Source organism: Variovorax sp. J22G73, from assembly GCF_030317035.1.
In the GTDB taxonomy this organism is placed as follows: domain Bacteria; phylum Pseudomonadota; class Gammaproteobacteria; order Burkholderiales; family Burkholderiaceae_C; genus Variovorax.
On sequence record NZ_JASZYK010000017.1, the window covers coordinates 92,572 to 110,198 of the forward strand.

Annotated in this window: 14 protein-coding genes; 8 read left to right on the forward strand and 6 right to left on the reverse strand. The window is 68.7% G+C overall.

The annotated features are described in order from the left end of the window. Positions 1 to 172: 172 nt before the first annotated feature. The 3 genes from QTI51_RS35155 to QTI51_RS35165 all read left to right on the forward strand — a co-directional run bounded on the left by QTI51_RS35155 (position 173) and on the right by QTI51_RS35165 (position 3,508). Complete coding sequence (locus tag QTI51_RS35155) at positions 173 to 1,525, forward strand: C4-dicarboxylate transporter DctA (RefSeq protein ID WP_286517636.1); 1,353 nt, start codon at positions 173 to 175, stop codon at positions 1,523 to 1,525. Positions 1,526 to 1,563: 38 nt separating this feature from the next. Next, positions 1,564 to 2,271: a GntR family transcriptional regulator gene (locus tag QTI51_RS35160; protein ID WP_116914258.1), complete on the forward strand. Its 708-nt coding sequence runs from the start codon at positions 1,564 to 1,566 to the stop codon at positions 2,269 to 2,271. Positions 2,272 to 2,365: 94 nt separating this feature from the next. Then, entirely contained in the window at positions 2,366 to 3,508 is a 1,143-nt protein-coding gene (locus tag QTI51_RS35165; protein ID WP_116914257.1) for an AI-2E family transporter, read from the forward strand. 13 nt (positions 3,509 to 3,521) lie between these two features. On the opposite strand, the gene QTI51_RS35170 is transcribed toward QTI51_RS35165, so the two are convergent. Beyond that, positions 3,522 to 4,367, reverse strand: coding sequence for a DMT family transporter (locus tag QTI51_RS35170; protein ID WP_286517707.1), 846 nt, complete (start codon positions 4,365 to 4,367; stop codon positions 3,522 to 3,524). A 183-nt stretch (positions 4,368 to 4,550) separates the two neighbouring features. Between QTI51_RS35170 and QTI51_RS35175 the strand changes: the two genes are divergently transcribed. After that, on the forward strand, positions 4,551 to 5,417 hold the full coding sequence (locus QTI51_RS35175) for a LysR substrate-binding domain-containing protein (protein WP_286517638.1): 867 nt from the start codon (positions 4,551 to 4,553) through the stop codon (positions 5,415 to 5,417). A 3-nt stretch (positions 5,418 to 5,420) separates the two neighbouring features. Here the strand turns inward: QTI51_RS35175 and QTI51_RS35180 are convergent, their stop codons facing one another. Further along, positions 5,421 to 6,323 carry a LysR family transcriptional regulator gene (locus tag QTI51_RS35180; RefSeq protein WP_286517639.1) on the reverse strand — a complete coding sequence of 301 codons (903 nt, stop codon included), beginning with the start codon at positions 6,321 to 6,323 and terminating at the stop codon, positions 5,421 to 5,423. A gap of 111 nt (positions 6,324 to 6,434) precedes the next feature. Between QTI51_RS35180 and gcl the strand changes: the two genes are divergently transcribed. The 3 genes from gcl to QTI51_RS35195 all read left to right on the forward strand — a co-directional run bounded on the left by gcl (position 6,435) and on the right by QTI51_RS35195 (position 10,017). After that, the gene (gcl, locus tag QTI51_RS35185; protein WP_286517640.1) at positions 6,435 to 8,228 is read left to right on the forward strand and encodes a glyoxylate carboligase; all 1,794 of its coding nucleotides are present in this window, start codon (positions 6,435 to 6,437) and stop codon (positions 8,226 to 8,228) included. A 74-nt stretch (positions 8,229 to 8,302) separates the two neighbouring features. Beyond that, positions 8,303 to 9,088, forward strand: a complete 786-nt coding sequence (hyi, locus tag QTI51_RS35190; protein WP_116914254.1) for a hydroxypyruvate isomerase — start codon at positions 8,303 to 8,305, stop codon at positions 9,086 to 9,088. 20 nt (positions 9,089 to 9,108) lie between these two features. Then, the gene (locus QTI51_RS35195) at positions 9,109 to 10,017 is read left to right on the forward strand and encodes a 2-hydroxy-3-oxopropionate reductase (RefSeq protein WP_286517642.1); all 909 of its coding nucleotides are present in this window, start codon (positions 9,109 to 9,111) and stop codon (positions 10,015 to 10,017) included. A 29-nt stretch (positions 10,018 to 10,046) separates the two neighbouring features. On the opposite strand, the gene QTI51_RS35200 is transcribed toward QTI51_RS35195, so the two are convergent. Further along, positions 10,047 to 11,393 carry an NAD(P)/FAD-dependent oxidoreductase gene (locus QTI51_RS35200; RefSeq protein WP_116914252.1) on the reverse strand — a complete coding sequence of 449 codons (1,347 nt, stop codon included), beginning with the start codon at positions 11,391 to 11,393 and terminating at the stop codon, positions 10,047 to 10,049. A 207-nt stretch (positions 11,394 to 11,600) separates the two neighbouring features. On the opposite strand from QTI51_RS35200, the gene QTI51_RS35205 reads away from it, so the two are divergent. Then, positions 11,601 to 13,901 carry an NADP-dependent malic enzyme gene (locus QTI51_RS35205; protein ID WP_286517645.1) on the forward strand — a complete coding sequence of 767 codons (2,301 nt, stop codon included), beginning with the start codon at positions 11,601 to 11,603 and terminating at the stop codon, positions 13,899 to 13,901. Between the two features lie 54 nt (positions 13,902 to 13,955). On the opposite strand, the gene QTI51_RS35210 is transcribed toward QTI51_RS35205, so the two are convergent. From QTI51_RS35210 to QTI51_RS35220, 3 genes are read right to left on the reverse strand one after another with little or no spacing between them, the layout of a single operon-like run. Beyond that, positions 13,956 to 14,747, reverse strand: a complete 792-nt coding sequence (locus QTI51_RS35210) for an aspartate/glutamate racemase family protein (protein WP_286517647.1) — start codon at positions 14,745 to 14,747, stop codon at positions 13,956 to 13,958. Positions 14,748 to 14,775: 28 nt separating this feature from the next. Continuing rightward, a complete protein-coding gene (locus QTI51_RS35215) occupies positions 14,776 to 15,849 on the reverse strand; it encodes an S-methyl thiohydantoin desulfurase domain-containing protein (protein WP_116914249.1) in 1,074 nt (357 codons plus the stop codon). Between the two features lie 41 nt (positions 15,850 to 15,890). Continuing rightward, entirely contained in the window at positions 15,891 to 17,561 is a 1,671-nt protein-coding gene (locus QTI51_RS35220; RefSeq protein ID WP_286517648.1) for an OPT/YSL family transporter, read from the reverse strand. Positions 17,562 to 17,627 lie beyond the last annotated feature (66 nt).

The following is a 17,627-nucleotide window of genomic DNA, read 5'->3' on the forward strand; positions in this document are numbered from 1 at the left end:
CTTGTCTCGCAACACCATCCGCAACGCGATGGACCTCATTCCCTCTGATCGAAGCCCGGGAATACCCTCTTCGCCCCTCGAAGTCTTCTTGCCTACATTTCTTGCATGCAAGACACGGCGTTGCTTGCATACATGCAGACAACATCGACAAAGACAGACAACAGGAGCTCCCATGCCTCGCTTCGCCAAATCGCTTTTCGGTCAGGTGGTCATCGCGCTGGTGCTGGGCGTGCTCGCGGGGCTGTTCGCCCCCGAGTACGCCGCCAAGCTCAAGCCGCTGGGTGACGGGTTCATCAAGCTGATCAAGATGATCATTCCGCTGCTGGTGTTCTGCGTGGTGGTGCACGGCATCGCCGGCGCGGGCGACCTGAAGCGCGTGGGCCGGGTCGGCGTGAAGGCGCTCATCTACTTCGAGGTGCTCACCACCATCGCGCTGGCCATGGGCCTGGTGCTGGCCTTCGTGTTCCAGCCCGGCGCGGGCATGAACGTGGACCCGGCCAAGCTCGACCCGGCCGCCATGAGCGCCTACGCGTCCAACGCCGACAAGCTCACCAGCGGCGGCACGGTCGAGTTCCTGATGAAGCTCATTCCCACCACGGTGGTGAACGCCTTCGCCACCGGCGACGTGCTGCAGGTGCTGCTGTTCGCGGTGCTGTTCGGCTGCGCGCTCACACTGCTGGGCGAGCGCGGCAAGCCGGTGGCCGCGGTGATTGACGCGACCTCGCTGGTGCTGTTCAAGATCATGGGCATCATCATCAAGCTGGCACCGCTGGGCGTGCTGGGCGCCATCGCGTTCACGGTGGGCCAATACGGCATCGGCTCGCTCAAGCAACTGGGCATGCTGGTGGCGCTGTTCTACGGGGCGGTGGCGATCTTCGTGTTCGTGGTGCTGGGGCTGGTGATGCGCCTGTCGGGCTTCAGCCTGTTCAAGCTGCTGCGCTACCTGCGCGAAGAGCTCACCATCGTGTTCGCCACCACCTCGTCGGACAGCGTGCTGCCGCAGGTGATGGCCAAGCTGCGCCGCATGGGCATCCGCGACTCGACGGTGGGGCTGGTGATTCCCACGGGCTACTCGTTCAACCTGGACGCGTTCTCGATCTACATCACGCTGGCGGCGGTGTTCATCGCGCAGGCCACCAACACGCCGATCTCGATGGCCGACCTGCTGACCATCCTGGCGATCGCGCTGGTCACCTCCAAGGGGGCGCACGGCGTGCCGGGCTCGGCCATCGTGGTGCTGGCGGCCACGCTGCACGCCATTCCGGCCATTCCCGCCATCGGACTGGTGCTGGTGCTGTCGGTGGACTGGTTCATGGGCATCGCCCGCGCGCTGGGCAACCTGATCGGCAACTGCGTGGCCACGGTGGCCATCGCGGCATGGGAAGGCGACATCGACCGCGAGCGCGCGCACGCGGTGCTCGACGGGCGCCATTCGCCCGACGACGAGCCGCTGGCCGAAGAAGGCGCCGAGCCCTCGGTGCACGTGGTACACCCGGGCATCACCGCGGCGTCCCGCGCTCACTGAACTTTTTTTTCCAACTTCTTTTTTTCTCCACGCCGCCCATGCCCGCCGCCGACGTCAGCCCCACCGCCATTGCCGAACGCGTCGTCGAGGCCATCCTGGCGCAGAAGCTCGCGCCGGGCGAGCGGCTCGGCGAGCAGGCGCTGGCCGAAAACTTCTCGGTGAGCCGCACGATGGTGCGCGAGGCGCTCATGCAGCTGCAGGCGCGCGGCTTCGTGGAGGTGCAGTCGCGCCGCGGCTGGTACGTGGTGGAGCCTTCGGCCGAGGAGGCGCGCGACGCGTTCTCGGCGCGGCGCATCGTGGAGGCCGGCATCCTCGCGGCCAGCGAGGGGCGCCCGCTGGCCAAGGTGATCCGCAAGCTGCGCGACCACATCGCCGACGAGCAGCGCGCCATCGACGGCGCCGACGCGGCCACGCGCGCCTTCCTGCTGGCCGACTTCCATGTGTGCCTGGCCGAGCAGATGGGCCACCAGCTGCTGGTCGACGTGCTGCGCGACCTCACGGCGCGCACCACGCTGGCGGCCACGCTCTACCAGTCGAAGCACGAGGCCGGGCAGTCTTGCGCGGAGCATGGCGCCATCGTGGCCGCGCTGGAGGCCGGCGACACCGAGCAGGCCCGCCAGCTGATGCTGGCGCACATCGGCAACGTGGAGCGCGCGCTGGAGGTCGACGCCGCCGCCGAGCCCGACGCGCCGAGCCGCCTGCGCGCCACGCTGGCGCCGGTGGCGCTGCCGCGCGCCAAGCGCTGAAACACCCCACGCGGGCGGCCCCGTACCAGACGCCACAAGGGCGCGCCCGCTGACAGGTTGGCCCGTACCGCCTCGGCTACAGTCCGAGTCACGTATGAACTCTCCCCAACTCCAGCGCGGCGTCTTCCTCGCCCTTCTCGCCGCGGTCACTGGTGCCTTCATCTGGGTGCTGCTGCCGTTCTTCGGGGCCGTGCTGTGGGGCGTGGCGCTGGCAATCCTGTTCACGCCGCTCTACAAATGGCTGCTGCGCAAGATGGGCCGCAAGCCCAACGCGGCCGCGCTGTCCACGCTGGCGATCTGCCTGTTCATCGTGATCCTGCCGCTGGCCATGGTGGGCGTGTCGCTGGTGCAGGAGGTGGCGCTGGTCACGCAGAACATCCGCTCGGGCGAGATCAACTTCGCGGCCTACTTCCAGCAGATCCTCGATGCCGCGCCGCAGTGGCTGCTGAACCTGGTGGAGCGCTTCAACCTGGGCGACATGGCCGCGTGGCAGGCGCGCATCTCGGCCGCCGCGGGACAGGCCAGCCAGATCATCGCGAGCCAGGCGCTCACCATCGGGCAGAACACCTTCGACTTCGTGGTCAGCTTCTTCGTGATGCTGTACCTGCTGTACTTCCTGGTGCGCGACGGCGCCGACCTGTCGAAGAAGGTGCGCGACGCGCTGCCCCTGGCCAAGCCGCACACGCACTACCTGCTGAACAAATTCACCACCGTGATCCGCGCGACAGTGAAGGGCAACGTGGCCGTGGCCATTGCGCAGGGCACCATCGGCGGGCTGGCCTTCTGGTTCCTGGGCGTGCAGGGGGCGCTGCTGTGGGCGGTGCTGATGGCCTTCCTGTCGCTGCTGCCGGCCGTGGGCGCGGCGCTGATCTGGGGGCCGGTGGCCATCTATTTCCTGGCCACGGGTCACTTCTGGCAGGGCGGCGTGCTGATCTTCGTGGGCGTGTTCGTGATCGGCCTGGTCGACAACATCCTGCGCCCGCTGCTGGTGGGCAAGGACACGCAGATGCCCGACTACATCGTGCTGATGTCGACCATCGGCGGCATGGCGATCTTCGGCATCAACGGCTTCGTGATCGGGCCGGTGATCGCGGCGCTGTTCATGGCGGCGTGGGGGCTGTTCGCGGACTCGGGCCACGTGGGCAACGGGCACGAGACCATCGACGCGCCGAAGACGCCCGAGGCAGCCGACCCCGCGGTGCAGGCCGCACGCGAAGAAAAGAAGAAGCTGGGCTAAGCCTGCCGCGCCCTCACCGGCGCAGCGCCACCAGCCCGATGCCCGCGAGCACCAGCGCGCTGCCAGCCACGAACGGCAGCGCCAGCGGCTCCCCCAGCAGACGCACGCTCAGCACCACCCCGAACAGCGGCGTGAAAAAGGCGAACACGCCCAGCCGCGACGCCAGGTAGCGGCGGAGCAGCCAGCACCAGGCCAGGAAGCTCGCGAACGACACCACGACGCTCTGGAAACCCAGGTGCGCCCACACCAGCGCGGTGGGCTCGAAGCGCCATTGCCCCGTGAGCCACGCCGCCGGCAGCAGCACGACGAAGGCGCCCAGCAGTTGGTAGAGCAGCGTTTCGGTGGCCGGCGCCGAGGCCAGGCTGGAGCAGCGGATGGTCACCGTCGTCGCGCCCCATGCCACGCCGGCCAGCAGCGCCAGCGCGTCGCCCAGCAACGCGTGGCCGCTCGCATCGCCGGCCATGCCGTCGCCCCCCAGGAAGGCCAGCGCGATGCCGCCGAACGCGAGCCCGATGCCGCCCACCTGCGGCGCGGACAGGCGCTCGGCCGGCAGCCGCAGGTGCAGGCCCAGCGCGGCGAAGATCGGCGCGGTGTAGAGAAAGACGACGACGTGCGATGCGCCGGTGAGGCGAAGCGCCTGCGCCACCAGCAGGTACTCGAACGCGAAGAGCGCCCCGGCGAGCGCGCCGGCCTTCCAGCGGAAGGCGGCCGGGCGCTCGCCGCGGTGCCACATCAGCACCCCCAGCAACACCAGCGCCACGCCCGAGCGCAGCGCCACCATGAGCATCGGGCTGGCCTGCGCCGCCACGGCCTTCAGCGAGATCTGCTGCAGGCTCCACACCAGGCACAGCAGGGTCATCACACCCACGGCGCGGCCGTCGATGGGCCCGGGTGCCGCCTGCTGCGGGGCTGCAAGAGGGGCAAGAGGGGCAAGGGCGGCGCCGCGCAAGGAAGTCAAAGAGTTCATGCAGCGCACTGTGCGACGCGCCATGCGAAACGAAAAGCGCATAATTTTGCAGCCACCCATCCGCTTATCGAATACATGAGAGACCTGCAGATCGACTGGCTCAAGAGCTTCGTGGCGGCGGTCGATGCCGGCACGCTCTCGGGCGCCGCCACCGAAGTGCACCGCTCGCAGTCGGCCATGAGCATGCAGCTGAAGAAGCTGGAGGCGGCCGCGGGGTGCCGGCTGCTGGCGCGCGGCGCGCGGCAGCTGCAGCTCACGCACGAAGGGCAAACGCTGCTGGGCTACGCGCGCCGCATGCTCGACCTGCATGCCGAGGCGCAGGCCTCGCTGCACGGCGAAAGCGTGTCGGGCCTGGTGCGGCTCGGCGTGCCCGACGACTACGCGAGCAAGTACCTCACGCCCGTGCTCAAGCGCTTCGCGCCGCGCCATGGCGGCGTCGAGATCCAGCTCGATTGCGAGCAATCGACCTCGCTGATTCCGCGCGTGGCGCGCGGCGAGCTCGACCTGGCGCTGGTGTCGCGCGACCACGTGCGCCGCGGCACGTTGCTGTTCCACGAGCCGATGGTGTGGGTGGGCGCCGCGCAGTTCGATGTCTGGAGCCGCAACCCGCTGCCCATCGCCGTGTACGAGGAAACCAGCCTGGCGCGGCGCACCGCCATCAACTCGCTCGCGCTGCAGGGCCGGCCCTACCGGGTGGTCTACAACAGCTCCAGCCTGGCCGGGCAGATCGCGGCGGTGGAAAGCGGGCTGGCCGTGGCGGCGCTCACCCAGTGCAGCGCGCCGGCGCACCTGCGGGTGCTGGGCAGCGAGCACGGGCTCGGGCCGCTGGAGCCGATGCAGGTGGCGCTGTACCGCAGCGCCGCCTCGCGCGGCTCGAAGGCGGTCGACAGCCTGCACCACATGCTCGTGCAGACCCTGCGCCACGCCCAGCGCCGCGCCTGAAGTTCAGGCTGCCCACCACCCCTCGGCAAAGCGCCCCTGCAGGAACGCCACGAAGCCCGACACCTTGCCCGGCACCAGCTTCGGAGACGGGAACACGGCGTGGATCTCCTGCTCGGGCAGCGCATGGTCGCCCAGCACCTCGCGCAGCTTGCCCGTGGCCAGCGACTCGCTCGCCACGTAGCGCGGCATCAGCGCGATGCCCAGGCCGTCGCGCGTGGCCGCCAGCACGGCCGACAGGTTGTTGGAGCGAAAGCGCCCCGACACCGGCACCGTCACCGCGTCGCCCTTGGGCGTGTGCATGCGCCAGAACTCGTCGCCCACCACGCTGCTGTAGATCAGCGCCACGTGCGCGCTCAGGTCCTGCGCGCGCTTGGGCGTGCCGTGCTTCTTCAGGTAGGCGGGCGAGGCCACCATGACCCACGGGTTCACGCCCAGGTAGCGCGCGCCCAGCGACGAATCGGCCAGCTTGCCCATGCGGATGGCGATGTCGATGCCCTGCGCGATGAGGTCGACGTAGCGGTCCTCGAAGCTCAGGTCGAGCTGCACCTGCGGGTGCCTGCGCATGTACTCCAGCGCCAGCGGCACCACCACGCGCCGCCCGAAGGCCACCGAGGTGCCCACGCGCAGCAGGCCCTGCGCCTGGTTCTGGCGCAGCTGCACGATGCTCTCGGCCTCCTCCGCCTCGCGCACGATGGTCTTGCACTTCTCGTAGTACAGCGCACCCGGCTCGGTGAGGCTCACGCCGCGCGTGTTGCGGTTGAGCAGCCGCACCTTCAGCCGCGCCTCGGTGGCCGCGACCTGCTTGGTCACGGTGGGCTGCGTGGTGTTGAACTCGCGCGCGGCCTTCGAGAAGCTGCCTGTCTCGACCACGCGCACGAACATTTCCATTGCCAACAATCGGTCCATGGGCGGATGGTAGTCACTTATTCCATGGCGGAATAGGTTTTATGGCCCGCAGCCGTCTTCTTCGAACACGCCCCGCTTCCTACAGTGGGGCCACCTCAAGGAGACATGCAAATGGCAAAGATGACAGCGGTCCAGGCCGCGGTGCTGGTGATGGAAAAGGAAGGCGTGACGCAGGCCTTCGGCGTGCCGGGCGCGGCGATCAACCCGCTGTATTCCGCGCTGCGCCAGCGCGGCAGCATCGCGCACATCCTCGCGCGGCACGTGGAGGGGGCCTCGCACATGGCCGAGGGCTACACGCGGGCCGTTGCCGGCAACATCGGCGTGTGCATCGGCACCTCGGGCCCGGCGGGCACCGACATGATCACGGGCCTGTACTCGGCCTGGGCCGACTCCATTCCCATCCTGTGCATCACCGGCCAGGCGCCGCGCGCGCGGCTGTACAAGGAAGACTTCCAGGCGGTGGACATCGAGTCGATTTCCAAGCCCGTCACCAAGTGGTCGGTCACGGTGCGCGAGCCCGGCCAGGTGCCGCAGGTGTTCCAGCAGGCCTTTCATTTGATGCGCTCGGGCCGACCGGGCCCGGTGCTGATCGACCTGCCCTTCGACGTGCAGATGGCGCAGATCGAGTTCGACATCGACGCCTACCAGCCGCTCACCCCCTACAAGCCCGCCGCCACGCGGGCGCAGATCGAGAAGGCCATCGGCATGCTGAACGCGGCCGAGCGCCCGCTCATCGTGGCCGGTGGCGGCGTCATCAACGCCGACGCGGCCGACCTGCTGGTGCGCTTCGCCGAAGCCACCGGCGTGCCGGTGATTCCCACGCTGATGGCCTGGGGCGCCATTGCCGACGACCACCCGCTCATGGCCGGCATGTGCGGCCTGCAGACCAGCCACCGCTACGGCAACGCAACGCTGCTGGCCAGCGACTTCGTGCTGGGCATCGGCAACCGCTGGGCCAACCGCCACACGGGCTCGGTCGAGGTCTACACCAAGGGCCGCACCTTCGTGCACGTGGACATCGAGCCCACGCAGATCGGCCGCGTGTTCACGCCCGACTTCGGCATCGTGTCCGACGCCAAGGCCGCGCTGCAGCTCTTCGTGGAAGTGGCCGAGGAGATGAAGGCCGCGGGCAAGCTGCCGTCTCGCTCCGCCTGGGCCGGCGAATGCCGCGAGCGCAAGAAGACGATGCTGCGCAAGACCAACTTCGCCGACGTGCCGATGAAGCCGCAGCGCGTGTACCAGTGCATGAACAACCACCTGGAGCGCGACACCTGCTACGTGAGCACCATCGGGCTGTCGCAGATCGCGGCGGCGCAGTTCCTGCACGTGTACAACCCGCGCCACTGGATCAACTGCGGCCAGGCCGGCCCGCTGGGCTGGACCATTCCCGCCGCGCTGGGCGTGCGCGCCGCGGACCCCACGCGCAAGATCGTGGCGCTGTCGGGCGACTACGACTTCCAGTTCATGATCGAAGAGCTGGCCGTGGGTGCGCAGTTCAAGCTGCCTTACCTGCACATCGTGGTCAACAACTCCTACCTCGGGCTCATCCGCCAGGCGCAGCGCGGCTTCGAGATGGACTACTGCGTGCAGCTCGCGTTCGACAACATCAACGCAGCACCCGACAGCGGCATCGAGCGCAGCTACGGCGTGGACCACCTGAAGGTGGTCGAGGGCCTGGGCTGCAAGGCGATCCGCGTGCGCAAGCAGGAAGAAATGTCGCCCGCCATTGCCCGCGCCGAGGCGCTGATGGCCGAGTTCAGCGTGCCCGTGGTCATCGAGGTGATGCTGGAGCGCGTGACCAACATCGCGATGGGCACCGAGATCGACGCCATCAACGAGTTCGAGCCGCTGGCCGAGAGCACGGCCGACGCGCCCACGGCCCTCGCGGTGGCCATGCTCGACTGAGACACACAAGCGAAGAGACACGCAAAGACACACGCAAAGAGACAAGCAAAGTAAGCCAGAGAGAAAGCAAGCACATGCCCAAGTTCGCAGCCAACCTCACGATGCTCTTCACCGAGCTGCCCTTCATGCAACGCTTCGAGGCCGCCGCCAAGGCGGGCTTCGAGGGCGTGGAGTACCTCTTTCCCTACGCCTTCGACAAGAAGGAGCTGGCCGCCGCCCTGCGTGCCAACGGCCTGCAGCAGGTGCTGCACAACCTGCCCGCGGGCGACTGGGACAAGGGCGAGCGCGGCATCGCCTGCCACCCCGATCGCACGGGCGAGTTCATCGAGGGCATCGGCATGGCGATCGAGTACGCGAGCGCGCTCGGCTGCCCACAGGTGAACTGCCTGGTGGGCAAGGTGCCGGCCGGCGTGAGCGCGGCGGAGGCGCACCGCGCGGTGGTGGGCAACCTGCGCATCGCCGCGCGGGAGCTCGAATCCGCCGGGCTGCGGCTGCTGGTCGAGCCCATCAACACCTTCGACATTCCGGGCTTCTTTCTCACGCGCACCGACCAGGCGCTGGCGCTGATCGACGAGGTGGGCTCGGCCAACCTGCGCGTGCAGTACGACATCTACCACGCGCAGCGCATGGAGGGCGAGCTGGGCAACACGCTCACCAGGCACCTGGCGCGCATCGGCCACATCCAGCTGGCCGACAACCCGGGCCGGGGCGAGCCGGGCACGGGAGAAATCAACTACCCGTGGCTGTTGAGGCACATCGACGCGCTGGGCTACGACGGGTGGATCGGCTGCGAATACAAGCCGCGCACCGACACGGTGGACGGTCTCGGCTGGCGCACGGCACTCACGCAAGAACAATGAACGACACAGGATTCAGAGACATGACGACGCAACAAAAGATCGGTTTCATCGGCCTCGGCATCATGGGCGCGCCCATGGCGGGCCACCTGCTCGACGCGGGCCATCAGCTGTTCGTGAACACGCACGGCAACACGCCCGAGCCCTTCGTGTCGAAGGCCACCATCTGCGCCTCGGCGGCCGACGTGGCGCGCCAGGCGGACATCGTCTTCATCATGGTGCCCGACACGCCCGACGTGGAGAAGGTGCTGTTCGGCGAGCCCGGCAAGGAAGGCGTGGCCGCGGGCCTGAAGGGCGCGAGCGGCAAGGTGGTGGTCGACTGCAGCTCCGTCGACCCGATTGCCACCAAGGACTTCGCGCGCCGCATCGCCGCCACCGGCGCCGGCTACATCGACGCGCCGGTCTCCGGCGGCGAGGTGGGCGCCAAGGCCGCGAGCCTGACCATCATGTGCGGCGGCGACGAAGGCACCTTCGAGCGCGTGAAGCCGCTGCTCGACAAGATGGGCAAGAACGTGACGCTGGTGGGCGGCGTGGGCGACGGCCAGGTCTGCAAGGTGGCCAACCAGATCATCGTGGCGCTGAACATCGCGGCCGTGAGCGAGGCGCTGGTGTTCGCCTCGAAGGCCGGCGCCGACCCGGCGCGCGTGCGCCAGGCGCTGATGGGCGGCTTCGCGAGCTCGCGCATTCTCGAAGTGCACGGCGAACGCATGATCAAGCGCACCTTCGCGCCGGGCTTTCGCATCTCGCTGCACCAGAAGGACCTGAACCTGGCCATGCAGAGCGCGCGCACGCTGGGCGTGGCGCTGCCGCAGACGGCGGGCGCGGCGCAGCTGATGAACGCGTGCGCGGCGCTGGGCTACGGGCAGATGGACCACTCGGCGCTGGTGCGCGCGCTCGAGGCGCTCGCGCAGCACACGGTCACGCCGGACTGACCATCGCCCGGCTGAACATCAGGCCGCGCTCAGGTCTTTGCAGCCTCGAGCGACTCCTTCAGGTTGCGCCGGCGCCATGCCCAGGTCTTGATGGCCTGCGGCAGGATGCCGATGCACGACGCGTAGTACGTCACTTTGAAGCCCCAGAAGCGCGGCCCGATGGGCGTGTCGCGGAACAGGTCGCCCGCCAGGATCGACAGCAGCGCTTCCTGCATGCGCCAGATGTTGCGCGGCGCCATGAACAGGCGACGGATGGCCGGCGAGGTGATGCGATAGATGAACCACGAGAACATCTTGGGTCCGTGCTTCATGACCTTCTCGTAGTGGCGGAAGGCGCGCTCGGCCTCCTTCGCCTCGCCCTTGAGCCAGTGGTCGGCGGCGGTGGCGGCCTCGAAGCCGCTGTTCATCGCCAGGTACACGCCCGAGGAGAACATCGGGTCGACGAAGGCGTAGGCGTCGCCGACCATCATGAAGCGGTCGCCGCGGCAGAACTCGGAGTCGTAGGCGTAGTTGCCGGTGGAGGTGGCGCCCTCCATCAGCGTGGCGTTCTTCAGGCGCGCGGCCAGCTTGGGCGCAAGCGCGATGGTTTCCATCAGGAAGTCTTCCAGCGAGCCCTTGCGGCGCTTGAAGTAAGCGGGCGACGCCACCGCGCCCACGCTCACCGTGCCGTCTTTCAGCGGGATGTACCAGAACCACCCATGGTCGAACCAGAACAGCGAGATGTTGCCCTCGAAGCGGCCCGGCCGGCGCTCGGCATTGGCGAAGTGGCCGTACAGCGCGGCGCTGGCGTGCTTGCGGTTGCGCCGCTTCACGTCGAACTGGTTCGACAGCAGCGTGTCGCGCCCGCTGGCGTCGATGACGAAGCGCGGGCGCCACGCGGTCTCGGTGCCGTCGTCGGCCTTGACCTTCACCAGCGGCCGGTTGTCCGGCGTGCCCTTGCCGGCGTCCATGTCGACGCCGGTGACGCGGTGCTGCTCGAAGGTGCGCGCGCCGCGCTTGCCGGCGTGGCGGAACAGCAGCTCGTCGAACTCCGAGCGGCGCACGTGCACTGCGTACGGAAAGCTCTTGTCCATGGCCTCGCCGAAGTCGAAGTGGCTGGTGTGGTCGTGCCAGGGCGAGACGAACTCGGCGCCGTGCTTCTTGATGCCGATGGCCTCGACCTCGGTGCGCACGCCCAGCCGGTCGAACAGCGGCATGTTCATGGGCAGCAGCGACTCGCCGATGTGAAAGCGCGGGTGCTGCGCCTTCTCTATCAGCACCACGTCGTGCCCCTTGTCCGCCAGCAGCGCGGCCACGGTGGAGCCCGAAGGGCCGCCGCCGATGACCACGACGTCGGGGTCGGTGGTGGTGAAAGGTCCGTTGCTCGTGCCGCTCATGCGCTGCCCCTCCGCTGTCGTTTTGTGGTGTTGGGTTGACTTGGCTTTGTTAACCTTGTTTAACCATGGCTAACAGCCGCGGAGTTTAGCGAACCGCCCGCCCTGTCCCACCAGGCTATGGGTTCAGGCGTTTTCGGCATCCCCCCTTCAAGAACACGCCGCACTTTTGCGGTAGCCTCATTGCCCGTCTGAAACAAGGAGACTTTCATGGCTGCACCCCTTTCCCCCGCAGAAGAAGCACTTCGCGAGGCAGCGCGCGAATACCACCGCTCGCCCGTCAAGGGCAAGATCTCGATCACCCCGACCAAGCCCCTGCTGAACCAGCGCGACCTGTCGCTGGCCTATTCGCCGGGCGTGGCCTATCCCTGTCTGGACATCGCGGCCGACCCCTCGCTGGCGGCCGAATACACCGCCCGCGGCAACCTGGTGGGCGTTATCACCAACGGCACGGCCGTGCTGGGCCTGGGCAACATCGGCCCGCTGGCCTCCAAGCCGGTGATGGAAGGCAAGGGCTGCCTGTTCAAGAAATTCGCCGGCATCGACGTGTTCGACATCGAGCTGGCCGAGAACGACCCCGACAAGCTGGTCGACATCATCGCGGCGCTGGAGCCCACGCTGGGCGGCATCAACCTCGAAGACATCAAGGCGCCAGAGTGCTTCTACATCGAGAAGAAGCTGCGCGAGCGCATGAACATTCCGGTGTTCCATGACGACCAGCACGGCACGGCCATCATCTCGGCGGCCGCCCTCATCAACGGGCTGGAGCTGGTGGGCAAGAAGATCGAGGACGTGAAGATCGCCGTCTCGGGCGCGGGCGCCGCCGCCATCGCCTGCCTGGACGTGATGGTCGGCCTGGGCGCCAAGCACACCAACATCTACGCCTGCGACTCCAAGGGCCTGATCTACGAAGGCCGCGCGGGCGGTTTCGACGAATCGAAGGCGCGCTACGCCCAGCAAGACACCGGCGCCCGCACCCTGGCCGACGTGGTCAAGGACGCCGATGTGTTCCTGGGCTGCTCGGCCCCCGGCGTCATGAGCGCCGAGATGGTCAAGACCATGGGCACGCAGCCCATCATCCTGGCGCTGGCCAACCCCGAGCCCGAAATTCGTCCCGAGCTGGCCAAGGCCGTGCGGCCCGACTGCATCATCGCCACGGGCCGTTCGGACTACCCGAACCAGGTCAACAACGTGCTGTGCTTTCCGTACATCTTCCGCGGCGCGCTCGACTGCGGCGCCACCAAGATCACGGAAGAAATGAAGCTGGCCTGCGTGCGCGAGATCGCCGAGCTGACCAAGGCCGACATCAGCGAAGAAGTGGCCACGGCCTACGCCGGCCAGGAGCTGGCCTTCGGCCCCGACTACATCATTCCGAAGCCCTTCGACTCGCGCCTGATCCTGCGCATCGCGCCGGCGGTGGCCCGCGCGGCCGCCGCCTCGGGCGTGGCGACCCGCCCGATCGAGGACATGGAGGCCTACCGCCAGCACCTGACGCGCTTCGTGTACCAGACCGGCATGTTCATGCGCCCGGTGTTCAGCGCCGCCAAGATCGCCACCGCCAAGCGCGTGGCCTATGCCGAAGGCGAAGACGAGCGCGTGCTGCGCGCCGCGCAGTGGGCCGTGGACGAAGGCCTGGCCAAGCCCATCCTGGTGGGCCGCCCGGCCGTGATCGAGGCGCGCATCCAGAAGGCGGGCCTGCACATCCGCGTGGGCACCGACTTCGAGATCGTCAACCCCGAGGACGATCCGCGCTTTCGCACCTACTGGGAGAGCTTCCACAAGATCATGGGCCGCCGCGGCGTGACGCCGGAGGCCGCCAAGACCATGGTGCGCCGCTCGAACACCACCATTGCCGCGCTGATGCTGCACCTGGGAGACGCCGACGCCATGATCTGCGGCCTGGTCGGCCGCTTCGACGTGCACCTGGAGCACATCCGCAACCTGATCGGCCTGAAGCGCGGCGCGCCAGGCTTCGCCACGCTGAACGCGCTGACGCTGGACAAGCGCACCGTGTTCATCACCGACACCAACGTGAACGAAGACCCGACCGCCGAGATGCTGGCCAGCATCGCGGTGATGGCGGCCGACGAGGTGCGCCGCTTCGGCCTGCCGCCGAAGGTCGCCTTCCTGTCGCACTCGAACTACGGCACCTCCAGCCGCGGCTCGGCGCGCAAGATGCGCCTGGCGCGCGACCTGTTCGCGCAGATGGCGCCCGACATCGAGTGCGACGGCGAAATGCACGGCGACGCGGCCCTGTCCGAAGACATCCGCCGCACCGCCCTGCCCGAGACCACGCTCAGCGGCGAGGCCAACCTGCTGGTGTGCCCGAACCTGGATTCGGCGCACATCCTCTACAACGTGCTGAAGATGACCGGCGCCAACGGCATCACGGTGGGCCCGGTGCTGCTGGGCGCAGCCGGCTCGGCGCACGTGCTCACGCCATCTTCGACGGTGCGCCGCATCATCAACATGACGGCGCTGGCGGTGGCGAAGGTCACGGTCGACAAGTAAGGCGCGCGCTGCGGCGGGCTGCCGGGACTGCGGGGGCCCGCGCAGCTCGTGCCTTCAGGCATGGAACGGCGAGGCCAGCGGCACATCGGCCGGATCGAACACCTTCCATGCCAGCAGCTCTTCGTTTTCAGGCGGCGGCTCGCAGCCGCCGACGCGGCTGGGCTTCCAGCCGAAGCGCTGCCTGGTGTCGGCCAGCGCCTCGGCGCGCTTGAAGGCGGCCAGGGCCGAGTCGATCACCGGCACGCCCAGCACGTCCTGCAGCTGGCGGTAGAAGCCGAACTCCAGCGTGCATCCCAATACAAGGGCCTCGGCGCCGTCCTCGTCGATGGCGCGGCGGCCCTGCTCGACCATGCGGCGCACGGTTTCGTCGCGGTCGCGCTGGAAGTCTTCCACGCCCAGCTGCAGCGCGCGGCACGAGGCCAGCAGGTGGCCGTGCCCGTACTCGCGCACGCGCGACTCGATGCGCGGCACCCATTTGCGGCGCCCCACGATCACCGACACCTTCTGCGCCAGGTTGGCGGCCACCTCGAACGAGGCCTGGCAGGGCGCCACCACCACGGTGTCGCCCGAGATCTCGCGCGCCTCCACCAGCACCGGGTCGTAGAAGCAGCCCAGCACCACGGCGTCGAAGCGCCGCACGGCCGCGTCGCGCACCACCCGCACGATGTCGGCGCCCAGCAGCGCCTCGTAGCTCTGGTACTCCACGTGGTGGCGCACCGAGGCGTTGCGCAGCGAGACCACCTCGACCTCGGTGCCGGGGTTCTTCACCTCGGCGAATTCACGGGCGAAGCGCTCGTTGTAGGTGTCGTTGCCGACTGTTCGTATCCATCGCACGCGCAGTGTCATGGCGGTTGCTCCCGGGTTGGCTCGCGGCTCAGGCCAGCGCCGCGGCTTCGTCGCTTTCGGGCGCGAAGGCCTCGCCCAGCGACTTCTCCAGCGGGCGGTACAGCTCGGGCATGAACATGGTGCGCGACAGCAGCAGCCGCGCGCGCGGCGCCACCAGCACGCGCAGCGCGGCGCCCTGGCGCACGTGGGCCGACACCACCGGCTTGCCGTCGCCCGAGAAGGTCATCACCAGGTCGGGGAAGCGCGCGACGCGCCGGCCCTGCTGCTCCAGCAGCATGTATTCGTTGATGAAGCGCAGCGTGGTGCGCGCCGGGTCGTCGAGCTCGACGATGCCCACGTCCAGCCCCTCTTGCTGCTCGCAGCGGTAGGTGCGCACGGTGCCTTCGGCCACGATGCGGCCGTGCAGCGAGTTCACCACCGCATCGACGCCGCCATCGAGGTAGGCCTGGCCCAGCGAAATGGCGTGGCTGATGGCGCCCGGCGCGCCGTGCTGGCGCGCGTAGCCCACGTTCACCGGGTTGCGCGCCACCGCCACCAGGCCGCCCGCTTCCACAGAGGCACGGCGCACCACGGCCGAGGTCTGCTCCAGCCGGCCCGACACCACGCCTTCGACATAGCGGTGCGGCTCGCCGCCCGAATAGGCCTGCACCGAGAGGTAGTCGGGCTCGGTGTGCAGGCCCAGCGCGCCCATCACGCTTGAAGGGTGGGCGCGGCCGTTGCAGGCCAGGTCGATCACCGGCAGCCCGCTCATGGCGGCGTGGAACCAGCCGTTGACCGTGGTCTCGGCGCCGTTCTCGTTGGCATGCAGGCCGACCAGCTTCTGCCCCGCGGGCAGTTCGCGGCGCAGCAGCTCGAGCGTGCGCAGCAGGTGCGCGGGCTGCACGTGCGGGTCGGGCGCGGCCGGCGCGCCGACCAGCGCCATGGTGGCGGTGAGCGCCGACGGGTCGAACTCGTCCACGCTCCACAGCTGCGGCGTGCCCACCTGCAGCGCCAGCCGCGCCGCGCGCTCGCCGGACTCGATGAGCCCGCCGCCGCCGCCGCCCAGGATGGCGCCGCCCCAGATGGCCGCGCGGAGGTCGTCGCTTGTCAGATTGCGTTTCATGCGTTCGTTGTCCTGTGGATGAAGAAATAGAAGAGAAGGCGCTACTTGCGAAGGCTTTTCACCGCGCCCGAGAAGAAGCTGTAGAGCGCGTCGCCGGCAATCACCCCTCCCGCGAACACCTCCAGCCGTTCGCGCGCGGCCGCGCCGAGCACGCGGTGCGCCACCAGCCGGCACCCGATGCCGGCCGCGACCATCCAGCCCGCCATGGGGCTGGCGATGAGCAGGCCGGTGGCAAACAGCACGCCCAGCTGCTGGCGCGCGCCGCCCACGATCTGCAGCAGCGCGCCAGGCAGCGCCCACAGCGCCAGGTTGCGCGCCGTGTCGCCCGAGATGCCGGCCTTGATGGCCGCCACGTAGGCCGCGTTGATGGGCGCCGTCTGGTGGTTGGCGAAGAACATGCGGTAGGTGCAAGCGACCACCACGATGGCCACGGCGAAGCCGACCATGCCCGCGATCATCTGTTCGCGCCGGCCTTCGGTTTCAAAAGGGGTGCCCGAGGTTTCGCCGCGCAGGATGTGCCCAGCCTTCAGGTCGTAGCCCATGTCGGCGAAGGCCGGTCCGGTGGCGGCCGAGAAGCCCGCCAGCACCACCAGCGCCTCCGACGGAAAGCCGATGAGGATGCCGATGAGCAGCGAAATGAGCGCCACCGCGAACGCCGGGAACCAACCCGAGTGCATGGCCGCGATGCCCACGATCAGCTCGTGCACGAAGGCCGCGAAGGTGCCGTAGACGACGAAGCACACCAGCATGCCCGGCGACATGCCCGTGTACACGCCGGTGCCCACGGCCAGCAGCACCATGATGGCGAGGTAGCCGACGCTGCCCAGTCGCAGCGAGCGGCCCAGCGCGGTGGCGCCGCGTGCTTCCTGCGCCGCGAGCGCGGCCGGCGTGCCGGGAGTGTCCTGCCTGCCCGACGTGGCACCGCGCTTCTTCAGCACCACGCGCCCCACCTGCACCAGCGCCACGATGCCCGCGCCGATCATCATGCCATGCGGCACATAGAGCGCCCCGATGTCCAGCCCGAACAGCGGTGCCGAATAGCCGCGCACCAGCAGCCCCACGCCGAAGGCGATCATCGCGCCCAGCCCGCCGATCAGCGCCACGCCGAAGGCCGACATCGGCAGCTTGAACACCGCGCCCGCCACGCCCGTGGCCAGCCCGCCCAGCAGCAGCCAGGCCTGCTTGCCGCCCCCGTCGCCCGCCTTGATGGCCTCGGCCGCCGCGATGCCCAGCGGCCATGGGTTCTTCGCGGGAAAGGCGGGCGTGTCGAACATGCGGTACAGCAGCCAGGCGTCGAGCAGCATCGCCAGGCTCACGCCCACCAGCATCGGCACCACCATGTCGGGCAGGCCGAAGAGAAAGGGAATGCCGATCGGCAGGAACAGGCTGTTGGCCGCGCCGAAGGTGGCCGACGAGATGCTGGTCTGCGCCAGGTTCTGCGCATGCACCGAGCGAAAGCCCCGGAACATGGCCAGCGGCACGCGCGCCAGCGTCATGGCCGCGAGCGCGCCGATGAGCGAGGTGCTGGGCGTGATGCCCAGGCTGGCGAGCATCTGGATGCCGACGATGGCGCCGAAGACGCTAAGCACCACGGTGAGGACGAGGTTGGCCGGGGCCAATGCCTTCGGGTGCAGCTCGTGCGGCGACGGCTGCTGCGCAGGGGCTGCGTTGTCGGCCTGCAGCGGCATGGCGCCGGTTGCCTCGTGGTTCATGGTCATTCCTTGTGGTTCCATATTTTGGAACTTGATCCAACATATTTGGACGAATGATAGAACCGG